General features: G+C 43.5%; 18 protein-coding genes. 13 read left to right on the top strand and 5 right to left on the bottom strand.

Annotation, left to right across the window (positions count from 1 at the left end; all coding sequences use genetic code 11):
- Positions 1-24 precede the first annotated feature (24 nt).
- On the top strand, positions 25-1,413 hold the full coding sequence (locus C6W18_RS08020; protein ID WP_105927135.1) for a bifunctional glycosyltransferase family 2 protein/class I SAM-dependent methyltransferase: 1,389 nt from the start codon (positions 25-27) through the stop codon (positions 1,411-1,413).
- Positions 1,414-1,434: 21 nt separating this feature from the next.
- On the opposite strand, the gene C6W18_RS08015 is transcribed toward C6W18_RS08020, so the two are convergent.
- The 5 genes from C6W18_RS08015 to kduI all read right to left on the bottom strand — a co-directional run bounded on the left by C6W18_RS08015 (position 1,435) and on the right by kduI (position 6,859).
- Complete coding sequence (locus C6W18_RS08015; RefSeq protein ID WP_105927133.1) at positions 1,435-2,580, bottom strand: Ger(x)C family spore germination protein; 1,146 nt, start codon at positions 2,578-2,580, stop codon at positions 1,435-1,437.
- Positions 2,577-3,677 carry a GerAB/ArcD/ProY family transporter gene (locus C6W18_RS08010; protein WP_105927131.1) on the bottom strand — a complete coding sequence of 367 codons (1,101 nt, stop codon included), beginning with the start codon at positions 3,675-3,677 and terminating at the stop codon, positions 2,577-2,579. Before C6W18_RS08010 ends, C6W18_RS08015 begins: the two co-directional genes overlap by 4 nt.
- A 3-nt stretch (positions 3,678-3,680) precedes the next feature.
- Positions 3,681-5,147 carry a spore germination protein gene (locus C6W18_RS08005; protein ID WP_105927129.1) on the bottom strand — a complete coding sequence of 489 codons (1,467 nt, stop codon included), beginning with the start codon at positions 5,145-5,147 and terminating at the stop codon, positions 3,681-3,683.
- A 106-nt stretch (positions 5,148-5,253) separates the two neighbouring features.
- A complete protein-coding gene (gene kduD / locus C6W18_RS08000; RefSeq protein WP_105927127.1) occupies positions 5,254-6,027 on the bottom strand; it encodes a 2-dehydro-3-deoxy-D-gluconate 5-dehydrogenase KduD in 774 nt (257 codons plus the stop codon).
- Positions 6,028-6,031: 4 nt separating this feature from the next.
- Positions 6,032-6,859 carry a 5-dehydro-4-deoxy-D-glucuronate isomerase gene (gene kduI, locus C6W18_RS07995; protein ID WP_105927125.1) on the bottom strand — a complete coding sequence of 276 codons (828 nt, stop codon included), beginning with the start codon at positions 6,857-6,859 and terminating at the stop codon, positions 6,032-6,034.
- A gap of 260 nt (positions 6,860-7,119) precedes the next feature.
- On the opposite strand from kduI, the gene C6W18_RS07990 reads away from it, so the two are divergent.
- The 12 genes from C6W18_RS07990 (at position 7,120) to C6W18_RS07935 (ending at position 21,366) form a co-directional block, all read left to right on the top strand.
- On the top strand, positions 7,120-8,130 hold the full coding sequence (locus C6W18_RS07990; RefSeq protein ID WP_105927123.1) for a LacI family DNA-binding transcriptional regulator: 1,011 nt from the start codon (positions 7,120-7,122) through the stop codon (positions 8,128-8,130).
- A gap of 86 nt (positions 8,131-8,216) precedes the next feature.
- Positions 8,217-9,233 (top strand): sugar kinase, encoded by a 1,017-nt coding sequence (locus tag C6W18_RS07985; RefSeq protein ID WP_105927121.1) that lies wholly within the window; start codon positions 8,217-8,219, stop codon positions 9,231-9,233.
- Complete coding sequence (locus tag C6W18_RS07980; protein WP_105927119.1) at positions 9,205-9,804, top strand: bifunctional 4-hydroxy-2-oxoglutarate aldolase/2-dehydro-3-deoxy-phosphogluconate aldolase; 600 nt, start codon at positions 9,205-9,207, stop codon at positions 9,802-9,804. The genes C6W18_RS07985 and C6W18_RS07980 overlap by 29 nt, the downstream gene beginning before the upstream one ends.
- Positions 9,805-9,922: 118 nt before the next feature.
- Positions 9,923-10,378: a GNAT family N-acetyltransferase gene (locus tag C6W18_RS07975; protein ID WP_034318500.1), complete on the top strand. Its 456-nt coding sequence runs from the start codon at positions 9,923-9,925 to the stop codon at positions 10,376-10,378.
- 69 nt (positions 10,379-10,447) lie between these two features.
- Positions 10,448-11,449: a sugar-binding protein gene (locus C6W18_RS07970; protein ID WP_034318502.1), complete on the top strand. Its 1,002-nt coding sequence runs from the start codon at positions 10,448-10,450 to the stop codon at positions 11,447-11,449.
- Positions 11,446-12,888 (top strand): sensor histidine kinase, encoded by a 1,443-nt coding sequence (locus tag C6W18_RS07965; RefSeq protein WP_105927117.1) that lies wholly within the window; start codon positions 11,446-11,448, stop codon positions 12,886-12,888. The genes C6W18_RS07970 and C6W18_RS07965 overlap by 4 nt, the downstream gene beginning before the upstream one ends.
- Complete coding sequence (locus C6W18_RS07960; RefSeq protein ID WP_105927115.1) at positions 12,882-14,300, top strand: response regulator; 1,419 nt, start codon at positions 12,882-12,884, stop codon at positions 14,298-14,300. Before C6W18_RS07965 ends, C6W18_RS07960 begins: the two co-directional genes overlap by 7 nt.
- Before the next feature lie 102 nt (positions 14,301-14,402).
- Positions 14,403-15,668 carry an ABC transporter substrate-binding protein gene (locus tag C6W18_RS07955; RefSeq protein WP_034318511.1) on the top strand — a complete coding sequence of 422 codons (1,266 nt, stop codon included), beginning with the start codon at positions 14,403-14,405 and terminating at the stop codon, positions 15,666-15,668.
- Between the two features lie 56 nt (positions 15,669-15,724).
- On the top strand, positions 15,725-16,696 hold the full coding sequence (locus C6W18_RS07950; RefSeq protein WP_105927113.1) for a carbohydrate ABC transporter permease: 972 nt from the start codon (positions 15,725-15,727) through the stop codon (positions 16,694-16,696).
- On the top strand, positions 16,693-17,514 hold the full coding sequence (locus C6W18_RS07945; protein WP_105927111.1) for a carbohydrate ABC transporter permease: 822 nt from the start codon (positions 16,693-16,695) through the stop codon (positions 17,512-17,514). The genes C6W18_RS07950 and C6W18_RS07945 overlap by 4 nt, the downstream gene beginning before the upstream one ends.
- A gap of 145 nt (positions 17,515-17,659) precedes the next feature.
- The gene (manA, locus tag C6W18_RS07940; RefSeq protein ID WP_105927109.1) at positions 17,660-18,610 is read left to right on the top strand and encodes a mannose-6-phosphate isomerase, class I; all 951 of its coding nucleotides are present in this window, start codon (positions 17,660-17,662) and stop codon (positions 18,608-18,610) included.
- Between the two features lie 125 nt (positions 18,611-18,735).
- Positions 18,736-21,366, top strand: a complete 2,631-nt coding sequence (locus C6W18_RS07935; RefSeq protein ID WP_105927107.1) for an N-acetylglucosaminidase — start codon at positions 18,736-18,738, stop codon at positions 21,364-21,366.
- The last annotated feature ends 12 nt before the right edge of the window (positions 21,367-21,378 follow it).

Raw genomic sequence — 21,378 nt, 5'->3', positions numbered from 1 at the left:
AGGCGGGCGAAAGGTGGAAATGAGATGAAAGGAAAAACGAGCATTGTCATGCTGACGTACAACGAACTGCATTTAACCAAAAAATGTATCGACAGCATCAAACGGCATACCAGAAGTGACCAATATGAACTCATCATCGTCGATAATGCGTCAACAGATGGAACGAAGGAATATGTGAGAGAGCTGGAAGATGTTATTTTCATTGAAAACGAGGAGAATCAAGGCTTTGCAAAGGGCTGTAATCAAGGAGCGAAAAAAGCGACAGGAGAGAGCATTCTCTTTTTAAATAATGACACGATGTTGACTGAAAACTGGCTTTCTCCATTAAAAGAAGCGTTATTTGCATCAGATCGTATTGGAATGGTGGGACCTGTCTCCAATTATGTGAGTGGTCCTCAGATGGTCCAGCCATCGTATACAGATGTGAAGGAGCTTCCTGACTTTGCGAAGGAATATACGACTGCGAGAAAAGGTCAGAGAACGTACGTACACAGACTTGTGGGTTTTTGTCTGCTGGTGAAAAGAGAGCTGATCGAGGATGTGGGGTTATTTGATGAACGGTTTTTGTACGGATCATTTGAGGATGATGATCTTTGTTTGCGTTCATTGCTGAAGGGATATCAGCTGCAGATGGTCCATGATTCATTTGTCCATCATCACGGTCATGCAACCTTCCGTGCGAATCAAGAAACGAATATCTCTACACTGTTTGCAGAGAACAGGCTTCGGTTTTTAGATAAATGGGGCATTGATTTAAACCTGATCACCCCTCATCCATATTTTGCGGCACTGCTGCCTCAAGAGGCCAAATATGTGCTGGATGTTGGGTGCGGCGCAGGAGCAACGGGTCTTGAGCTCATTAACAGGCAGTCTGTTGACATGTACGGGGTAGAGGCCGATGCCTTAAAAGCAGCGATCGCCAAGGCGTATTACCAAGAAGTCATCGAGGCCAAAGCGGATGAGTACCAATGGTCAGAGAAGGAAGCCTTTTTTGATGCGGTCATCTTTTCAGATGTATTAGAGCATGTGTCAGATCCATGGCAAATCATCGCTCAAGCGCACGCGTCTTTAAAGCCAGGCGGCGTGATCATATGCTGCTTACCTAACATGATGCATGCGGAGGTGCTTCTTCCATTAATGACAGGTGATTTTACGTATCAAGATGTAGGGATTTTAGACCGAACCCACATGAGGTTCTTCACACCAAAAACGATGCGTGCGCTCTTTCCAGACCATTTGTTTGAACGCGTGATAGAGCAACATATCAATGTACAAATTGATCAAAACGTCCAATTGTTTTTTGACGAAGTGGCAAGAGTAGGAGAGTCACTTGGCTTTCAAACAAAAGCTTTATCCGATCAAGTGACCCAATACCAGATTCTGATCGTGGCACGTAAAAAAGGCGGTTCCTGATGGATACCCGCCTTTTTGCTGTTACCATTTAAAGCTCTTCGTTGCTCCTTCTGCACCAAAGTTCAAGATGCTGACTTTTACATCATAATCAATGTCTGCTTCTTGGAAGAGTGTGTCCCACTCGTCTCGATGTTGATCCCAAAAGTCAGGATACTTAATGCGCACCTGCCGGTTTAAAAAGATAGGATCTACGCCAACTTCTGTTTGCAAGTAGCTGACGGCTTTTTGAATCCGTTGTTTGATTTTTTTGGCGAAAATATGCTCGAATCGTTGGATGTATTGCTCATCGAATGAGTTTTCAGAGGGGTATTGATCCTCTGATAGTTTACCATTTGTTTTTACGCTGATTTTAAAGGAAATCTTTCCATCTTTTAAATAGGGTTCGACCTTGGATTTTGCTTTCTTGATTTCATACGTAATAGGAAAGCCTTTGAAGGTGGCTGGTACAACTCCGCCTGAAATACGACTCATGATCCAATTTAAAGATTGGACATCCTTTGCAGGAATAAATCCTATCAACTTTCGCGATTTCCCATCAATGATCCCTGCCCCATCATAGATGAGTTCACCGTTAATGGCATCTACACTTTGGACAAGAAAGCTAATACCCATCTGAAAGTAATCAGACGCTCGGCCAATACGTGTTGGCATCATAATTTTCCCGTTAAAGCTTCGGTTTTTGGATGTTTCAAAGATATGCTCAACCGGAATCTTTTGCTGTGATTTTAATTTTTGGTTGATGACTTTTGACGCTTGATCTCGTGACACGAGAAAATAGCTACTTCTTCGAACCTCATCATCTCGTATAAAGTGATTGAGTGTCCCTTGAATATCGTGATGCTCTGCCTGACTTTTTCCAAACAAGAAGATTTTGAGATGATCACTATAGATCGGCGGATCCTTCAAGGCGACATTACTGACAGCCTCTAGCACATTTTTCCCCTTCGAGACGACATTCACATAATCAGGAGAATCAGCTTCTTGTGTCCCGCCCATTTTCGGTACAAGATTTTGATAGGTGAGTTTGACCCCATGATCTTCTTCCTCGTCAATACCAACGCCGCGTACAAACGATAATTTTTCAATATCCTTTAAGTCCCAGCAGCCTGCTGATAGAAGGAAAAGACAGCAGGAAAGAAAGAATAACAGTAAACGCTTTCGACTCATGCAGAACGACCTCCCCATTTTTTACGAATCATCAGCAGGATAGCAGTAATAAAAGGAATGGCTAAAATAGCGAACAACGCGTAGCCGAGTAAAGTGGAATAGTAAAAGACTTCATTAATACTTCTCGGAAAAAGAGAGAGTGCAGAGGTAATCAAAAACAGCAGCCATAGCAGTCTCGTTAAATTGGTGGTCTTAAAGACCGTGTGGCACCCTCTAATGGCAAATTGGAAAAAGCCAAGCATACAAATGAACTGCTGGCATGTCCAGATCGTCAGTAAGAAAATATCAAAGCGTTCAATGAAGACCCCTTCAAGTTCTAACGCTTGAATAAGGGAAACCGTCGGCCAAGTGAGGGATTTTGTTTCTCCAACGGTCATGGAACCAATGACAATAAAGAGCGTGAGGGAGTACACAAGAGATGTAATCCCAACACCGATCGCAGCGGCCCATTTCGCTTTCGACCATTTGTCTTTATAGATGAGCGGCACGACAAACAAAATGACTTCAAAGCCTGTAAATTGAATAAATGTTTGAGAGAATAAATTACTGAAATCTTTAAACCCGTGCGCCATGACAGGACGTAAATAATCAAAATCGAATATTTTCAGACAAAACAGCATGAGCCCAATGTAAATGATCAAGGCGATGGGATAAATATAAGTGACCAATTTGACGATTGGGAAAATACCGCTTTTCAAATGATAGATCGCCACGAGTAAAAAAATCATGACAATCACGGACATGGGGGTCGATTGCAGGAGGAAAAACTGAACCACTTCCCCGAGTACACGCGCTTCAAAGCCGACAATGCCTAGTAAATATGCAATCAGCATTAAATTAAAGATCGTGCCAAAGAATGCACCGGCTCCTTTTGTATTTGACTCAAAAATAGTGTCCGGTGCATTCTTTTCGGCAATCCAGCCTAACAAAAAAGCAACGAAAGCAAAGATGACTCCCTGTATTAATACAATGATCCAGCCATCAGGGAATCCTGAATTGGCAGAACTGCGTGGAATGGTTAAAATTCCAGCGCCTATCATTGTAGAACTGCACAGAATGGTGACTTGTAACAATGATAGCTTCTTAGCTCTGTACATCATTTACTCTCCTTGTCTTTTGAGATTTTTTGTCTTTGCTGTTTTCGGTCTCGATTTAAATAGCCCTATTGGTAAACGAACGTACGTATCCTTTAAATCTGAAAATGGTGAAGATAAAACAGGTGTGAAATAGTCAAAACCAAAGGTCTTTAATTGCATCAGGTGACAAAGCACAAATAAATAACACATGATTAAGCCGTATAACCCAAACATCGCTGAGCTAAAAATCGCCATAAACCGCAAGATGCGTAATGGGAAACTAAAGTCATATGAGGGTGCAGTAAAATCGGCCAATGCGGTCAGCGATACAATAATCACCATTAAGGCACTGACGATATTTGCTTGTACAGCCGCCTGTCCAATAATGACGCCGCCGATAAGTCCAATCGTCTGTCCAATTGCCCTAGGAAGACGAAGTCCAGCTTCCCGCAATAGTTCAATCGTAAAAGACATGAGAATGGCTTCGACCACAGGAGGGAACGGAACATTTTGCCGGCTGCCTGCGATGGTGATGGCCATTCGTGTCGGTAATAAGCCGGGATGATAAGAGACAAGAGCGATGTAGAGCCCGGGTAAAAAAATCGTTAACAGTACGGCGAAATAACGGAGTAGGCGTAAAAGAGTTGCACTTGTCCATCGCTGATAATAATCCTCCGGTGATTGCATCAAGGCTGTAAGTGTCATAGGCATGATGAGGGCAAAAGGTGTGCCGTCGAGCAAAATGGAAACCTTGCCTTCAAGCACAGATGCGATCACCCGATCAGGGCGTTCTGTATTTTGAATCTGTGGAAAAATAGAGAGGTGGCTGTCCTCGATTAGCTGTTCAATATAACCGGTTTCAGGGATATCATCCATTTTGATTTCCTTCATGCGAGATAGAACATCTTCTACTAGTTTTGGATCTGCAATATCACGAACGTACACGAGAGCGGCAGACTTCTTATTACGAGTGCCTACATTCACCTTTTGAATGATAAGATTAGGGTCGTTTGCCCTTTCGCGTAGTAAAGCTGTGTTTTTTTCAAGATTCTCAATAAATCCTATCCGTGGTCCTCTTACAAGTACTTCAGATTGCGGCTCCTCTACTTCTCTAAACTGAAAAAGGTTTGTTTGGAGTGCAAGCGCTTGTGTCGCCCCGTCCACAAATAAAATAGCCCTGCCGTTATATAACTGCTCGATGGCAAGGTTCATATCTTCCAGCACATCATTTTGAATGCCAAAGAACTTCTTAGACAGGGAAGGAAGTGTGGTGTGATTGACTTCGGTGATGTCCAGTTCCTTTTGCATAGGTGAAATGATTTGTTTGGAAAGCATCTCAAATTCTGTGAGTCCCTCAACGTACACGAGACACGCAGAGACAGCGGAAGGACCAAATGAAAAAGAGTGGAACACGATATCATCACTTTTTCCGGCAAAGCTTTTGATGCGCTTGATGACGGACGCTATATCTTGTTCAATACGACTTTTCATACTACCTCACCCTCATGTCATGTTTTTTATAGAGTGACTCGGAAGGGGGAGAATTATGCAAATAGAAAAAAGAGAATCCCTGAAAATGGGGATTCTCTCGATATGTTTATCTCGCAAGCCAGCCGCCATCAACAGCTAAAATGTGGCCGTTCATATAATCGGAAGCTGGTGAGCTAAGGAAAACAGCTGCACCAGCTAAATCCTCAGGCTGTCCCCAGCGCCCAGCGGGGATTCGTTTAAGAATCTCTTCATTCCGATTCGTATCATCACGAATGGCTTGAGTGTTATTGGTCGCAATATAGCCAGGTGCGATCGCATTTACCTGAATTTGATGTTTCGCCCATTCGTTTGCAAAAGCTTTCGTCAGCCCAGCGACAGCATGCTTACTCGCCGTATAAGCGGGAACAAAGACGCCGCCTTGAAACGATAGGAGGGAGGCGATATTGACGATTTTCCCTTGCCCGTTTTTTAGCATTTGCAGCCCAACCTTTTGAGTGAGAAAAAAGAGACTGTTGATATTCACATCCATGACAGTATGCCAATTTTCCTCTGAATAGTGAGCGGCCTCTTCTCTTTTAATGGTTCCAGCATTATTGATTAAAATATCAATGGTATGTTGCTCTAAAATAGCATCGATATCCCGCTGTGCAGACTGAGGATCGGCAAAGTCGACCTGAACCGCATGAAATGATCTGCCAGTCTGTTCGACAAGCGATTTTGTTTCATCAAGCGGTGTGTGGTGGTACGTGCCGATGATATTTGCGCCTGAACGGGCAAGCGCCACGGCAATGCCTTGACCAATACCAGTTCCAGGGCCTGTCACAAGGGCTGTTTTGCCTTCGAGGGAAAAGAGGGACTCAACATATGATGTCGTCGTCATCTCGTTACCTCAGCTGGTCCATTGGGACAAAGTCCATATCTTTGAACGTATAGTTTTCTCCCGCCATTGCCCAAATAAATGAATAATTCGCTGTACCTGACCCTGAATGAATGGACCAGGCAGGAGAGATAACCGCTTCCTCATTTGCGACAACGAGATGTCTCGTTTCAGATGGCTCCCCCATAAAATGAAAGACACGAGCATCTTCTTCTATATCAAGATATAAGTACACTTCCATACGCCGGTCATGAATATGAGCAGGCATCGTGTTCCATGTGTTATTCGTTTCAAGCTGAGTAATTCCCATCATGAGCTGACAGCTTTGGATGCCATCTGCATGAATGACTTGATACAGGTTTCGTACGTTTGAGGCAGACGCCTCTCCTAAGTGGTTCGGTGTTAATTCAGCGATGGCTGCCTTTTGCGTAGGATATGTTTTATGAGCCGTTGCTGACACAAGATAGAACTTGGCCTGCTCGCCTGATGAACTAGTAAACTGTACATCTTCGTGTCCAAGGCCAATATATAAGAAATCTTTATGCTCCAGCACAAAAGACTCACCATCGACTGTGACCGTTCCTTGTCCGCCAACATTCACGACGCCAATTTCTCGTCTTTCAAGGAAATAATCCGTACGTAAAAAGTCGCCGGCATCCAGCTTGAGTGGTTCTGCTGTCGGCATTGCCCCACCAATGACCACACGATCCTCATGCGAATAATAGAGCTTCAATTCACCGCTGACAAATAGCGTAGGAATATGAAAATGACGACGAAGTTCCTCTGTTGTAAAACGTTTGACCTGCTCAGGATGTACAGCATAACGATTTTCCATTTGAGATAAGCCTCCCTTTCCATCTGAAACAAAATATTGGTGTTTTATTTGGTATCGGTTTCAAGGAAAATTTTAGAGGAAAAAGTGAGCGGCGTCAACCGTTAATTTGAAATCGCTTTCTTTTTGTCTGTTATTACGATTTTTTCTCACATGAATCAAAAAAATCTTCTGATATTAATCAAATTATGGTATGCTCTTTTTAAGTTTATTTGAAATCGGTTTCAAAACAAATCAGAAGATTGATTGTGGGAGTTTTTTGAATGAAAGAGAACAAGCAAACGAAAGTCACCATTAACGAAGTTGCAGCTTATGCAGGCGTTTCAAAATCAACTGTCTCCAGGTATATCAATGGCAGAACAAATGAAATTTCTTCTGAAAAGGTCAAAAAAATTAAGAAAGCCATTGAAGAGCTTCATTATCGTCCGAGTCAGCTTGCTCAAGGACTAAAAGTAAGAAAAAGCAAGGTCATTGGCTTTATTGTAGCCGACATTACGAACCCATTTTCTGTGGCTACGCTTCGTGGTGTCGAAGAGATTTGTGATGAATATGGATACAGCATCATGGTCTGTAACACAGATAATCGTCCAGAAAAAGAACGAGAAATGCTCCTGAAGCTGAATGCGCATTATATTGAAGGGCTCATCATCAATACAACAGGTCAAAACAATGACATTCTGCAAGACTTTAAGAAAAACGGTGTACCGATTGTTCTTGTTGACCGCAAATTACCTGAACTTAAGGTCGATACAGTGACAACGAATAACCGTGACATCACGATTCGTCTACTTCATCAAATGTATGAGAAGGGCTACGACCATATCGCTTTCTTTACTGAGCCGGTCGATGGAATTAGTCCTCGTGAAGAACGAAAAGAAGCATATGAGCAGACAGCAATGAGTAAACATAAGAAGCCCATTATTGCAGAGATTGATTTGAAGCAAAAGGAACAAATGCGAGAAGAGATTGTCCGTTTTTTGCAATCAAACCATTTGAAAAAGGCGATTTTAGCAGGCAATGGCTTACTCATGCTGAAGCTCATTAGTGAACTTGTGGAGCTTGGCATCAAGATTCCTGAGGAGATAGGCATTGCCGGGTTCGATGATACAGAATGGTATAAGCTGATTGGGCCAGGAATCACAACTGTTGCGCAGCCATCTCATGAAATGGGGAAAGCAGCCATGCAAAAAATCAAGACACGGCTTGAAGGGGATGAGAGTGCACCTCAAACCATTCAACTCGATGGAGAAATCATTGTTAGGAAGTCTTTATAAGCGAAAGGCAGAGAAGGGTACACATACGTGCATACTCTCTCTTTTTCAACTAATTTGAAACCGGTACCAAGAAAGGGGAGAAATGAGTGAAAGCATTGGATGCGGTCACATTTGGGGAATCAATGGCGATGTTTTACGCAAAAGAAGTCGGAGAACTTCATCAAGTGAATACGTTTCAAAAGGCGCTTGCTGGTGCAGAGAGTAACGTCGCTGTCGGCCTTTCAAGGCTGGGTTTTGAGGTTGGCTGGATGAGCAAAGTCGGGGCAGACTCACTTGGCACATTTATTTTAGAAGAGCTTCAAAAAGAAGGGGTCGATACAAGTGCAGTGCTCCGTTCAAATGATGGGTCTAAAACGGGGATATTACTTAAATCAAAAGTCATTGATGGAGACCCCGACGTGACGTATTACCGGAAAGGCTCTGCTGCGAGCACAATGAACCCAAGCGACTTTCCCTCCGGCTATTTCAAACAAGCAGGACACCTTCATATGACAGGTATTCCCCCTGCATTGTCCAATGAAATGAGAGCGTTTTCTTTTCATGCCCTTCAAGCAATGAAAGAAGCAGGCAAAACCATTTCATTTGATCCGAACCTTAGGCTTCAGTTATGGGAAGAGGAAGAGGATATGATTCATACAGTGAACCAGATAGCCTCTCAAGTCGATTGGTTTTTCCCGGGGCTTGCAGAAGGCCAAAGGCTCACGGGGTGCCACGAGCCGGAAGAGATTGCAGAGGTTTATTTACAAAAAGGTGTCAAGCTAGTGGTGATTAAGCTCGGAGCGGAAGGTGCCTTTTTTAAAAGTACAGCCGGTCAAGGGATTGTGAGCGGATTTCATGTTCATGATGTCGTTGATACGGTCGGCGCTGGTGATGGGTTTGCAGTGGGGGTCATTAGTGGCTTACTTGACGGCTTATCATATGAAAAATCTGTGACAAGAGGCAATGCCATAGGGGCACTTGCGGTGATGTCTCCTGGTGATAAGGACGGACTGCCCACTCGGAAGGAGCTTCAGGCGTTTATGAAAGAAGCCAAACGATATTACAGGCGGGAGTATATGAAGGGGGATGAAAGATATGGGGAAATCAGCAAGTTTGAGCGTTAAAGAGCAGCTCGCAGCCTGTAAACTGATCGCAGTGGTCAGAGCGGATAATGAAGGAGAAGGCATTCAGATGATTCAGCGTTTAAAGAAAAAAGGGGTGCGTGCCATTGAAGTCACGTATACCACGCCCAATGCTGAACGCATCATCGCATCCTTTCGGCGTGAGCAAGATCTGATTGTAGGAGCAGGAACGATTACGACGCTTGAACAGGCGCAATCAGCCGTTGAGGCAGGCTCGCAATTTATTGTCAGTCCAGGATATCTCCCTGTGATCGGAGAGCATCTTTCATTTCATGATACCCTCTATGTGCCAGGTGTCCTGACTCCAAGTGAAATCATGCAGGCAAAAGCAAATGGATACCGCTTGCTCAAGCTTTTTCCAAGCGGCTCCTTCGGCTTGTCCTATATGAAAAACTTACAAGGCCCATTTCCAGAGATAGAATTTATTCCAACAGGCGGCATTCATCCAGTCGATGTCCCAAAATGGCTCGCAGCAGGTGCTGTGGCAGTAGGTGTCGGCAGTCAGCTTGAAAGCAGTACAGCAGAAGAGTTACAAGCGGTTCTTTCTTCATAAATACTTGATATGAGACAAACAACTGGCTCATGAATGCCGGTTGTTTGTTCGTTTATCTGACATAACAGCGGGTAAGATTCAATTCTTCACGTACAATGGTCGTGAAGGAGGGATTGGAATGTACATTCAACAAGATGAACTCACAGATGGGCGAATAGAGCAGCTGATCACCGCTCATGTAGAAGAGATGAAGGAGCATTCTCCGCCAGAAAGCATTCATGCCCTTCCGTTAGACGACTTGAAAAAACAAGATGTCACAGTGTGGAGTGCGTGGGATGGAGAGGAACTTCTTGGCTGCGGAGCGATAAAGGAACTATCAAGTGAACATGGCGAAATCAAATCGATGAGAACGGCAGCTCTCCATATGCGAAAAGGGATAGCAAGGCAAATGCTGACCTACCTTCTTCAAGAAGCCAAACAGCGAGGCTATACACGTGTCAGCCTCGAAACAGGTGCGATGGCTTTCTTTGAACCAGCAAGAAGACTATATGAAAGCTTTGGGTTTCAATACTGCCCGCCTTTTGGTTCATATGGAGAAGATCCAAACAGTTTATTTATGACAAAGGAATTATAGAGGTCGAGAGAGTATGCTTATAAGCAGCTCTTTTTTTTATGCGGCAACAATGAAAGGAGGGGGATGTGAGTGAAATTGTCTAAGTGGATGGGAATAGGCGCATTTCTCACATTTTGTGTGCTATCTGCCATTTTTTTATGTTTATTAGGTCAAGATTTATTTAAAATTGAAAGCGCTTCCGAAAAAGTGGTGTCAACCTATCAATATCACTTTGTCCTTGTACCGGAGGAACTTGATAACGAATATTGGCAACTGGTGCAAAAGGGAGCTGCTGATGCAGCGGCCGTTCATCGTGTGTATCTCGAATACCTGGGCCCAAAGCAGGCTGATTTGGATGATCATCTTAAAACCATTGATATGGCGATCGCTGGGCATGTAGATGGTATTATGACGCAGGGACTTGACGCGAAGAAATACAAACCGCTCTTTCAAAAAGCAAGAGAAAAAGGCATTGATGTCGTCACAGTCGATACGGATGCAGAGGGGAGCAAGCGCCAAGTGTATGTAGGAACGGATAATTATTATTCAGGCTTTATCGCCGGGCAGGCGCTCATCGCAGATACAAAAGGCGAACAATATGTAGGAATTGTCACGGGTCGGCTTGATGCCATCCACCAGAAGCTACGCGTCAAGGGATTTCGAGATGCCGTTTCTGCTGAAAAACGCATTCATATTGCTGGAATAGAAGAATCAGCCATTACGAAGTCAGGGGCTTCCGGTGCAGCGTATAAACTATTAAACAATCATTCAGAGCTGACCGCATTTTATGGAACAAGCGCATTAGATGGTGTTGGCATCATTCAAGCAACAGAGCAATATCGAGCATCCACTGATTTTTATGTACTCGCATTTGATACATTGCCTGATACGATTCAGGCGCTTGATGATGAAAAAATCGATGCGGTGGTCGTACAGCACCCGTATGAAATGGGCTACCAAGCGGTTGAATCACTTGTTCGTTTGCAGAAAGGTAAAAAGGAAGAACCACTGCAGTACACAGGAACGAGTGTGATTCGACGCGGGGATTTGCCTCTTCATCAAACAGAAAGACCACAGGGGGTTCAGCCATGAGAAGGATTCGAAGTAAATTGTTATTGGCATTTTTAATCCTTGTGCTCCTTGGTAACGTGGCTGCTTTTTTTGTCTATTGGAGCAGCTCGAAATTAACCTCAGAATATAGCAGGAGCTTTCGTTCTTTTCTCCTGCTGAATGATATATCGACAGAGGCAAAAACGATGTATGAAAAGGTCAATGCCTATGCCATTGAGAAAGATCGGCAGTTTGCCAAAGAATATCTTGAATCAAAACAGAAAATGAAATCCTATGATCAGGCGCTGCTAAAAGATGCCGGGCTTCATGCGGCGATACCCTCTATTGAAAAATATCAATATATGATGCGGACGCTCATAAATGAAAGTGATGCGACCATGGCACACGTAAAAGAAGGGAAAATCAAAGAATATGCTGCCAGTGTGAAGGAAGTGAGAACAGTTTCCTCTTATATACAAGAGCAAACGATGACCCTGCTAGACGATGAATTATCTGAATATCAGGTGCTCTATCAATCACTTCAAAAAAGACATCAAACTTATGCGCTTTTTACCCTGTGCCTGGTTACGTTATCGATTGGGGTCGCCTTATGGATGGCATATATCATTGCTGGCGGGATATCAAGACCAATTGTCCACCTGTCTCGGAGTGCCAAAGAAGTATCAGAAGGAAATTTTGATGGAGCGAATTTGCATGTCACATCAAAGGACGAAATATCTGTGTTAAATGAAGCCTTTCAACGAATGCGGCAAGAGATGAAAATGATGATTGAAGAGATGAAACAAAAGGCTGCCTTAGATCAAAAAATCAAAGACATGAAGCTGAAAACGCTGCAAAATCAAATGAATCCACACTTTCTATTTAACACATTAAACATCGTATCACGCATGGCTTACTTAGAATCAGCAGATGCCACATCGAGATTGATTCAATCGGTTTCCACGCTGATGCGTTATTCACTGTCTGCTCTCAGTACGTCCGTTACATTGGAACAAGAAGTGAAAGTGGTCAAAGAATATTTTCATATCCAAGAAACGAGATTTGCCGATCGTATTACATGTAAAACAACCATAGATGAGTCGTGTCTATCTGTTCACATTCCAAGTCTCACATTACAGCCGCTTGTCGAAAATGCCTTTATTCATGGAGTAGAACCAAAGGAGGAAGGCGGGCTTGTTGAGCTCTCCATCTATCAAGACAATGGTTTTGTGATGATTCGGATTCGGGACAATGGGACGGGAATCAATGAAAGAGAAAAAAGCAGGTTGCTATCGGAAAAAGAAGAGGATGATCCGAACACATTGAGTAGAGGCCATTCTACAGGAATTGGTCTTCGAAATGTCGTGTCAAGACTGCGTTTGTTTTACGGGGTGCAAGATGCTCTTCAAATTGATTCAAAGCCAAACGAAGGCACCACTATTCAATTGGCGATTCCGATAAAGGAGGGACCAGCATGCTAAATGTGCTGATTGTAGATGATGAAAAAATAGAACGAATGGCGATGCGGAAGTTCCTGACCGAATGGCTCCCAGAATGTCATATCACAGGGGAAGCTGGAAATGGAAAGAAGGCGGTTGAATTTGCGCGGTCGGAGCCGATTGATCTGGTGCTCATGGATATTCAGATGCCTGGCATGGATGGACTGACAGCCATCAAACAGATCAAAGCAAGCAGCCCGCATACAAAATTTATTATGCTGACAGCCTATGATACGTTCGATTATGCTAAGCAAGCGATGCAGGAAGGGGTTAAACAATATCTCGTCAAACCAGCTGATAAAGACGAAACCATTGCAGCCATTCGAACTGTTGCGGCAGAAATTCAGCAGGAGGCATCTCAGCGGCAGGCAGCGACGGTCAATCAGCAGTCAAAGTGGCTGGAAGCCCATGTGATCAACGGTCAATCTTATACCTTTACTGAGTTTCAACAATGGTTCCAAGAATGTGAAGCCTGTCTCGTCATCGCTGTTCAGCGGGCAGGCGGGGATCAGCTGTTGAATGATTTACAGCAGTCCGCTCTTTTTCAAGCAGTGCCTATTCAGATGGGCGGTGAGCTGTTAACATGCTTCATTTATAGCCACCAAGGACCAGGTCAGCTAAAGGCAGATGTACTGCAAGCCATTCGAACTGCTATGACAAGTAGACAGTCTTCACCTGTCGTTGGCATAGGGCACCCAGTCTCAAACCCACTTCAGCTTCAGAAAAGTGTAGCAGAAGCAAAGCTTTCCTATTATCAGCGAAAAAAGGATGGCGGCGTTGTTCGTTATGGTTTTTACAATACAGAAGTGCAGTCCAATCTGTTGATCAACCTGCCCGAGCTTGCCGACGACATGATGCTGGCACTGGAAGAAGGAAGAAGAGAGGATGCGCTTGCCTTATTTGATGCTTTTGAATTAGAGGGAGCGGCACTTTCACATGTAAAAGAACTGCTGATTCTATTAAAATCACGACTCCGTGCAGACCTCTCCATTCTGACCATCAGCACAGCAGCAGAATGCCGCCAGTGCTGTGAGCATCTATTTGACGTGTATGAAGCGAGAACCCAAACCGTGAATGACATCGAGCGGGCAAAACGTTACATCAAAACGCATTTCTGCGAGCATATCACGCTTGAGCAAACTGCTGCCTATGTTGACTTAAGCCCAACCTATTTCACAAAGCGCTTTAAAGATGAGACGGGTCTGACGTTTAAAGAATATGTGACGACCTGTCGGCTAGATAAAATCAAGAAGCTTCTCAAAGACAGCTCGCTTAGTTTAAAAGAAATTACTTATCAGGCAGGATATACAGACCCCAATTACGTCAGCCGTGTATTTAAGAAAATGGTCGGTTGTTCACCGAAGGAATATCGAAAACCAGCCGTAAAAAAATGAAGAATTTCATAAAAAAGTGAAGAAGTTTGCCTGAAAAAAAGCAAGGATCTACCATTATACTTATTTTGATAACGCTTACAAAATAGGGATGGGGGATCAATCATGAAGTTCAAATTAGGCTTTACTTTGTTGGCACTCTGCATGCTTCTCGTCACGGCTTGCAGTTCATCGACGAACTCAGATGCAAAAAAAGAGGGCGGAGCGGAGAAGCTTGAAATTTTCTCTTGGTGGACAGGAGCAGGTGAGGAAGACGGACTGAAAGCACTCATTCAATTGTTTGAAGAGAAAAATAAAGACATTCCAATTGAAAATGCAGCCGTCGCAGGAGGTGCTGGTACGAATGCTAAGGCTGTTCTGACTAGCCGGATGCAAGGAAATGATCCGCCAGCTACCTTCCAAGTACATGGCGGGGCAGAGCTGAACGAGAGCTGGGTCGCGGCAGGCAAAATGGAGCCGCTGGATGATCTTTATGAAAAAGAAGGCTGGAAGGACAAATTCCCAGAATCACTGATTGACCTGGTGAGCAAGGATGGGAAGATCTATTCGGTTCCAGTGAATATTCACCGAGGCAATGTGCTTTGGTATAACAAAAAAGTATTTGAAGACCAAGGTTTAGAGCCGCCAACGACATTTGATGAATTTTTCAAAACAGCAGATGCTTTAAAGAAAAAAGGGATTACACCACTTGCGCTTGGGGATAAAGAGCCTTGGGCAGCGACTCACTTGTTTGAGAGTGTTCTACTCGGTGTATTAGGCGCAGATGATTATCAAAAACTTTGGGCGGGCGACTTGAAAATGGATGACTCAAAAGTGAAAGAAGCGGCAGACATCTTTGGACGCATGCTCGAATACGTCAATGATGATCATAGCTCACGTAACTGGCAAGATGCCTCGCAGCTCGTGGCAAAAGGGGAAGCGGCGATGAATGTCATGGGCGACTGGGCGAAGGGATACTTTGTGAATGATCTGGACTTGAAGGTAAATAAAGATTTCGGATACGTGGCGACCCCTGGTACGGAGGGAAGTTTTATGGTGATCACTGATACGTTCGGACTGCCAAAGGGTGTCAAACAGCCAGAAAACGTGAAGAAATTCTTATCTGTCTTAGGATCTGTGGAAGGACAGGATGCGTTTAATCCGTTGAAGGGATCGATTCCTGCACGTGTGGATGCGGATGTATCAAAATATGATGAATACGGAAAATCGGCGATGAAGGCATTTAAAGAGTCCAAACTGGCGCCGTCTCTCGCCCACGGCTCAGCTGCTGAAGAAGGTTTTGTGACGAAAGCAAACCAAGCCGTCAATATTTTTGTGACACAAAAAGACAGTAGCCAGTTTGTTTCATCTTTAAAAGATTCAATGAAATAAAGACGAAGGAGGCGGCGACCAGGCACCGCCTCTTTTTTAAAAAGGAGTGTAGCTTCATGCGCATAGACACATCGCCGATCGCAAAAGCGTCAGCGCCGAAAGTGAAACGTGTTCGGAAAAAATGGAATGGAGATCAGCTGCTTGCGCTGCTATTTTTAGCCCCGTCAGCTGTTTTATTATTCATCTTTGTTTACGGCTTTATTGGCTGGACAGGATATGTTTCATTATCAAACTGGACCTCGCTTGTTCCAGATTTCTCTTTCGCAGGACTTCGCAATTATGTCATGCTGTTTCAAGATTTCCGTTTTCAGTCAGATCTACGAAACACGGTCTTTTTTACTTTATTCTTTATTGGAGCCGTCATTGCCTCTGGGCTCACACTTGCGATTTTACTAGACCAGAAGATCAAGGGTGAATCTCTTTTTAGGAATTTATTCTTCTTTCCGATGGCCCTTTCCTTCGTTGTGACAGGTGTCGTGTGGCAATGGATTTTAAATCCGTCAACTGGGGTGAATTTATTTTTGAAAACGCTAGGCATCCAGCCCAAGTGGTACACGGATACGAATATTTTAGCTGGATTTGTCTGGGGGAAAATTGAATTTGGTGTACCCGCGGCAATGATTGCAGTTGTTATTGCAGCTGTATGGCAAATGACAGGGTTCTCACTTGCGATGTATTTGGCAGGTCTTAGAGGAATTCCAGAGGAAGTGAGAGAGGCTGCTAGAATGGATGGAGCAACTGAGTGGCAAATCTACCGAAAAATCATTTTTCCGCTTTTAAAACCGATTACTGCAAGTGTCATTATTATCATGGCTCATATTTCTTTAAAGATTTTCGATTTGATTTACTCAATGACAGGACCAGGGGCGAACTTTGTTACGGATGTTCCGGGCGTTTACATGTTTGAAATGACCTTTAGAGGAAACCATTATGCAGGCGGAGCCGCCATTGCGATCGTCATGCTGATCTCTGTTGCGGTGTTTATCGTGCCATATCTCTTGTCGAGCCGGAAGGAGGCTTCATCATGACAGCCAGATGGTTTGTTCGTCCAGTTCTGTATGCTTTATTGATTCTGTGCAGCCTCTTTTTTCTAATGCCTGTCTATGTCATGCTCGTCACAAGCTTGAAGCCTTTAGGGGAAGTCACCCTTGAGCAAATGTGGTCGCTGCCATCAACGCTTGATTTCTCTAGCTATCAAATCGCTTTTGAAAAGCTATCGCCCAATTTGATGAATTCACTTTATCTTGTCATTCCTGCTACCTTATTGTCAGCCGTATTAGGTGCGATGAATGGCTATGTCCTATCCAAATGGCGTTTTAAAGGATCAGAAGTGGTTTTTACGTTGATGCTGTTTGGTATGTTTATTCCATATCAAAGCATTCTCATTCCACTCATTCAATTTTTACGTGAAGTCGGATTGTATAATTCGATTCCAGGTCTAGTGCTTGTCCATGTCGTATATGGTCTTCCGATCACAACACTCATGTTCCGCAATTTCTATGTGGGCATCCCTGATGAAATGATTGAATCGGCCAAAATGGATGGCGCAGGGTTTATCGGGATTTTCAGACATATGATTCTTCCGCTTTCGATCACAGGGTTTGTCGTGGTCGCCATTTGGCAGTTCACGAATGTGTGGAATGAGTTTTTATTTGCGGTCACGATGACCACTGCGGAGCATCAGCCGGTGATGGTCGCCTTGCAAAATCTATCAGGCAGTCAAATTGTGCAATGGAACGTCCAAATGGCAGGAGCTATATTGGCTGCACTGCCGACACTTTTGGTCTATATTCTGCTCGGAAAATACTTTGTGAAAGGGCTTCTCGCAGGCTCTGTCAAAGGATAAAAAAAATTTCATGTTATCGTTTTCATTAGGGGTGTTGAAAGGATTGACTTCTCTTTAGATAGCGTCATAATAAAAGTTGAGACTTGCTAGTTTTCAATGCTTGGCAAGGATTATCAAAGGGTAGGAAAGGGAGGAGTCATCCTGAATGAAGCAGTCACCAATTTTTTTACTGCCTGAATTGAAGGAGAGAATATGGGGAGGTACAGCCTTAAGGGATCAATTTGGCTATGATATTCCTTCTGATCAAACGGGAGAATGCTGGGCAATATCTGCTCATCCAAACGGACCAAGTGTCGTGCAAGACGGTCCATATAAAGGGAAAACGTTGATCGAACTATGGGACAATCACAGAGAATTGTTCGGGGGAATAGAAGGCGATCGCTTCCCGCTGTTAACAAAAATTTTAGATGCAAACCAAGACTTGTCCGTTCAAGTTCATCCAGATGATGATTATGCTGAAAGACATGAAAATGGAGAGCTTGGAAAAACAGAGTGCTGGTATATCATTGACTGCAAAGAAGGAGCAGAAATGATCTATGGGCACAATGCAAGAACAAGAACTGAGCTTGTGACCATGATGAACAGCGGAGATTGGGAAGGTCTTTTGCGGCGAGTGAAGATTAAGCCTGGTGATTTTTATTATGTGCCAAGTGGTACCATTCATGCGCTATGCGAAGGAACGCTTGTCCTCGAAACGCAGCAAAGCTCAGATACAACCTATCGGGTATATGATTATGAACGAAAAGACCAAGATGGCAATGAACGTGAACTTCATTTTGCGCAAGCCATTGATGTCACAACGGTTCCTCATGTAGACGGTTATGCAGATGAATCAGTCGAAACACGTCGAGGAGTGACCATTAGAACATTTGTAGAAGCAGAATATTTCTCTGTGTATAAATGGGAAATTGATCAAAAAGTAGAGCTTTCGCAAGATTATTCATTTTTACTGTGCAGTGTCATTAATGGAGAAGGGTCTTTAGAGCATGACGGGAACACATATCCACTGCCAAAAGGAGCCCATTTTATCCTGCCAGCTGAAACAGGGAGCTTCTCGATTGAAGGATCTTGTGAACTGATTGTGTCACATATATAAAGGAAAAGAGGACTTCAAGAGGGTCCTCTATTTTTCTATTGCATAAATGACTTGAAAGAAGACTTGTTTTTGTCGATAAAGAGATTAGTAGACTATTATGCAAAGTTAAGAGAGGGACAGGGAACGTGAAAAAAACCATCAAGATTATGTTACTCGCAGCTGCCTTTTGTATGACATTACACACGGGCAAAGAAGCGCAAGCAGCCTCCTATGTCGATCAATCCATTTATACGATTAGCACCTCAAAAGTATTTACGACAGAATCAGAAGTGAAAAAAGCAGTAGAAACACTGAAAAAAGATAAAAAGTGGACAGCAAGTTATCAAACCTCAGGGAATACGGCGACCTATCAGCTCACTGCCTCAGGATATGACTCACAAGATGCAGCGAATGCAAGTGCTGCGGCGTTAAAAAAAGAGGTGGGCATAAATGGCACTGTGTCTCCAGTTGGTGACCGCCTTCCTTTACAAAAGGTCGTATCTGACCCGATCAACGATGAAAGTCAGGCGAAAAAATTCTCGCTAGAGTTAGCAAAAACATCAGGGCTAAAGAGCTCCTATGAAGTCATCAATCAAAGCAGACCTTCTTATCAGGTCATATCAGGAACCATTGATTCTGAAACGAAAGTCAAAACCATTCAAACAGAACTACAAAAACAGGCCGGAGTCACCAGTACATACCAAACCGAAAACAAAGCTGGCACCGTGTATCAGCTGATCTCAGGCGGTATTGTTGGACAAAGTAAGGCGAATATCATTCTGCAAGGTTTTCAAAAGGAATCTGGCTTAAAAGCAGTGCTCCAAACGATGGTAGCAGGGAAGCCGTATTACATCGTCACATCAGCTGCACAAACGAACCAATCTAAAGCCCAAACACTTCTGACCCAGCTGCAAAAAGAAGCAAAAATCAGCGGGAAGATTCAGAAGGCAGGAGCCGCTAAAAATGTCTATAGCATGGAATCAGGCTATTTCAAAGACAATAAACAAGCAGCCTCAGCTGCGGCTCAAATTAAGAAACAAACCGGTGCTGCAGGTACTGTGCAGCGAGTAGGGAAAACAAAAAATTATATCGTGAAGCTCAATCAATTGAACGATACAGCTTACGCAAAAACGGTTGCTTTTTTCAAGAAAAAGAAATGGCGCTATACATCCAAAAAAATCTCTTCTATACAGCCATATCAAGTAGTGACTGGGAACCTTTTAGGAGATGATCAAGCGAAAAAAGCGACGACCTTCTTCCAAAAGAAAAAGGTATCTGCGACAACGAAAAAAACAGGCAAGGCATCTGATAGCACGTATCGACTCGTCGTCAATCAAGCAACTGACCAAGCAAAAGTAAACAAAGGTGCCGCATACTTAAAGGCGCAAAAAATCACAAGCAGCATCACGACAGGTAAGGGACAAGCCGTCAGCCGAGCGTATAGTCTCAAGACAACACCTGTATATGATCAAAGTAAAGTCAAGCAGGCGCAAGAAATCATCAAGAAAAACGGGGTAGCCAGCAGTACAAAAACGCTGACAGAAGCTGTCAAGCAATACCGTATCACGACAGAGGCGACTGTGAATCAGACAAAACTGAATCAAGCACTTAGCTATTTGACGAAACAAAAAATGAAGGCAGCTGCCCAAAAAACGGGTACAACCGATTATGGTCAATATCAAATGAAAACAGGAGTCATTGCGACTGCTGCTTTGAGAGACCAAGGCATGGCGTTTTTCAAAAAGCGGAATGAAAAAGCTGTTTATACAACAACAACGAAACCAGCCTACAAAATCATCATTACGCAGCAATTTACAGGATTACCAGATACGAATGCGGCCATTGCTTTTGTGAAAAGCCAATATGGCTGGACAGCCACAGCCACTAAAATCAAAAATGGCCCAATGGTCATGCAAACGAATTATAACCTGACTGTTAATGAGATGGTGAACAAACAAATGAAGGTGTCACCACAGACAGATGGTGCGGCCTATGTCTATGCGACATATGTGGACCCAGCTACGTCAACAGTGAATACGGACGGGTTAAATGTTCGTTCTACACCTGATTCAAGCTCTGCAAGCAACATCGTGGCACAGCTCAACAAAGGAACAAAAGTGAAACAGCTCGGGAAAGAAGGCAATTGGATCAAGATTAGCCTTGGCTGGAGAAATGCGAGTTCAGCAGAGGTGCAAAAATATGTAGACCCAGCCAATATTGCTGAGGGCACTCAATCATATTTTCAATTTCTCAAACTCTCTGAAGCTGCGAATCTAAATCCAACTGAAGTCAATTCGAAGATTTTAGCAGGCAAAGGAATTCTTGCCGGAAAAGGACAAGCCTTTATTACAGCTGCGAAAACGTATCATATCAACGAAATCTATCTGATTTCTCATGCACTGCTTGAAACAGGTAACGGAAGTTCGATTCTAGCGAACGGTACGAAGTTTAATGATAGGATTGTATATAACATGTATGGCATTGGCGCATATGACAGTAATCCGAATTACCTCGGTGCAAAGTATGCGTATGAACAGCAATGGTTCACGCCGGAGGCAGCCATTATTGGCGGGGCAAAATTCATTGGCAACAGCTATATCAATAACGCAACATACAAACAAGACACCATTTATAAAATGCGCTGGTCTAGTGCAGCGACTCATCAATATGCTACGGATATTGGATGGGCTTATAAGCAAGTCACTCGTATGTATAGTTTGTATAACTTACTTGATAACTATACGCTGTATTATGATATCCCGGTTTATAACAAATAAAAAAACGTCCGT

Source organism: Bacillus sp. LLTC93, from assembly GCF_002993125.1.
Taxonomy (GTDB): domain Bacteria; phylum Bacillota; class Bacilli; order Bacillales; family Bacillaceae; genus Bacillus; species Bacillus zhangzhouensis.
Note: the sequence above shows the minus strand (reverse complement) of the source record. Positions and strands in the feature narration are given on the sequence as shown.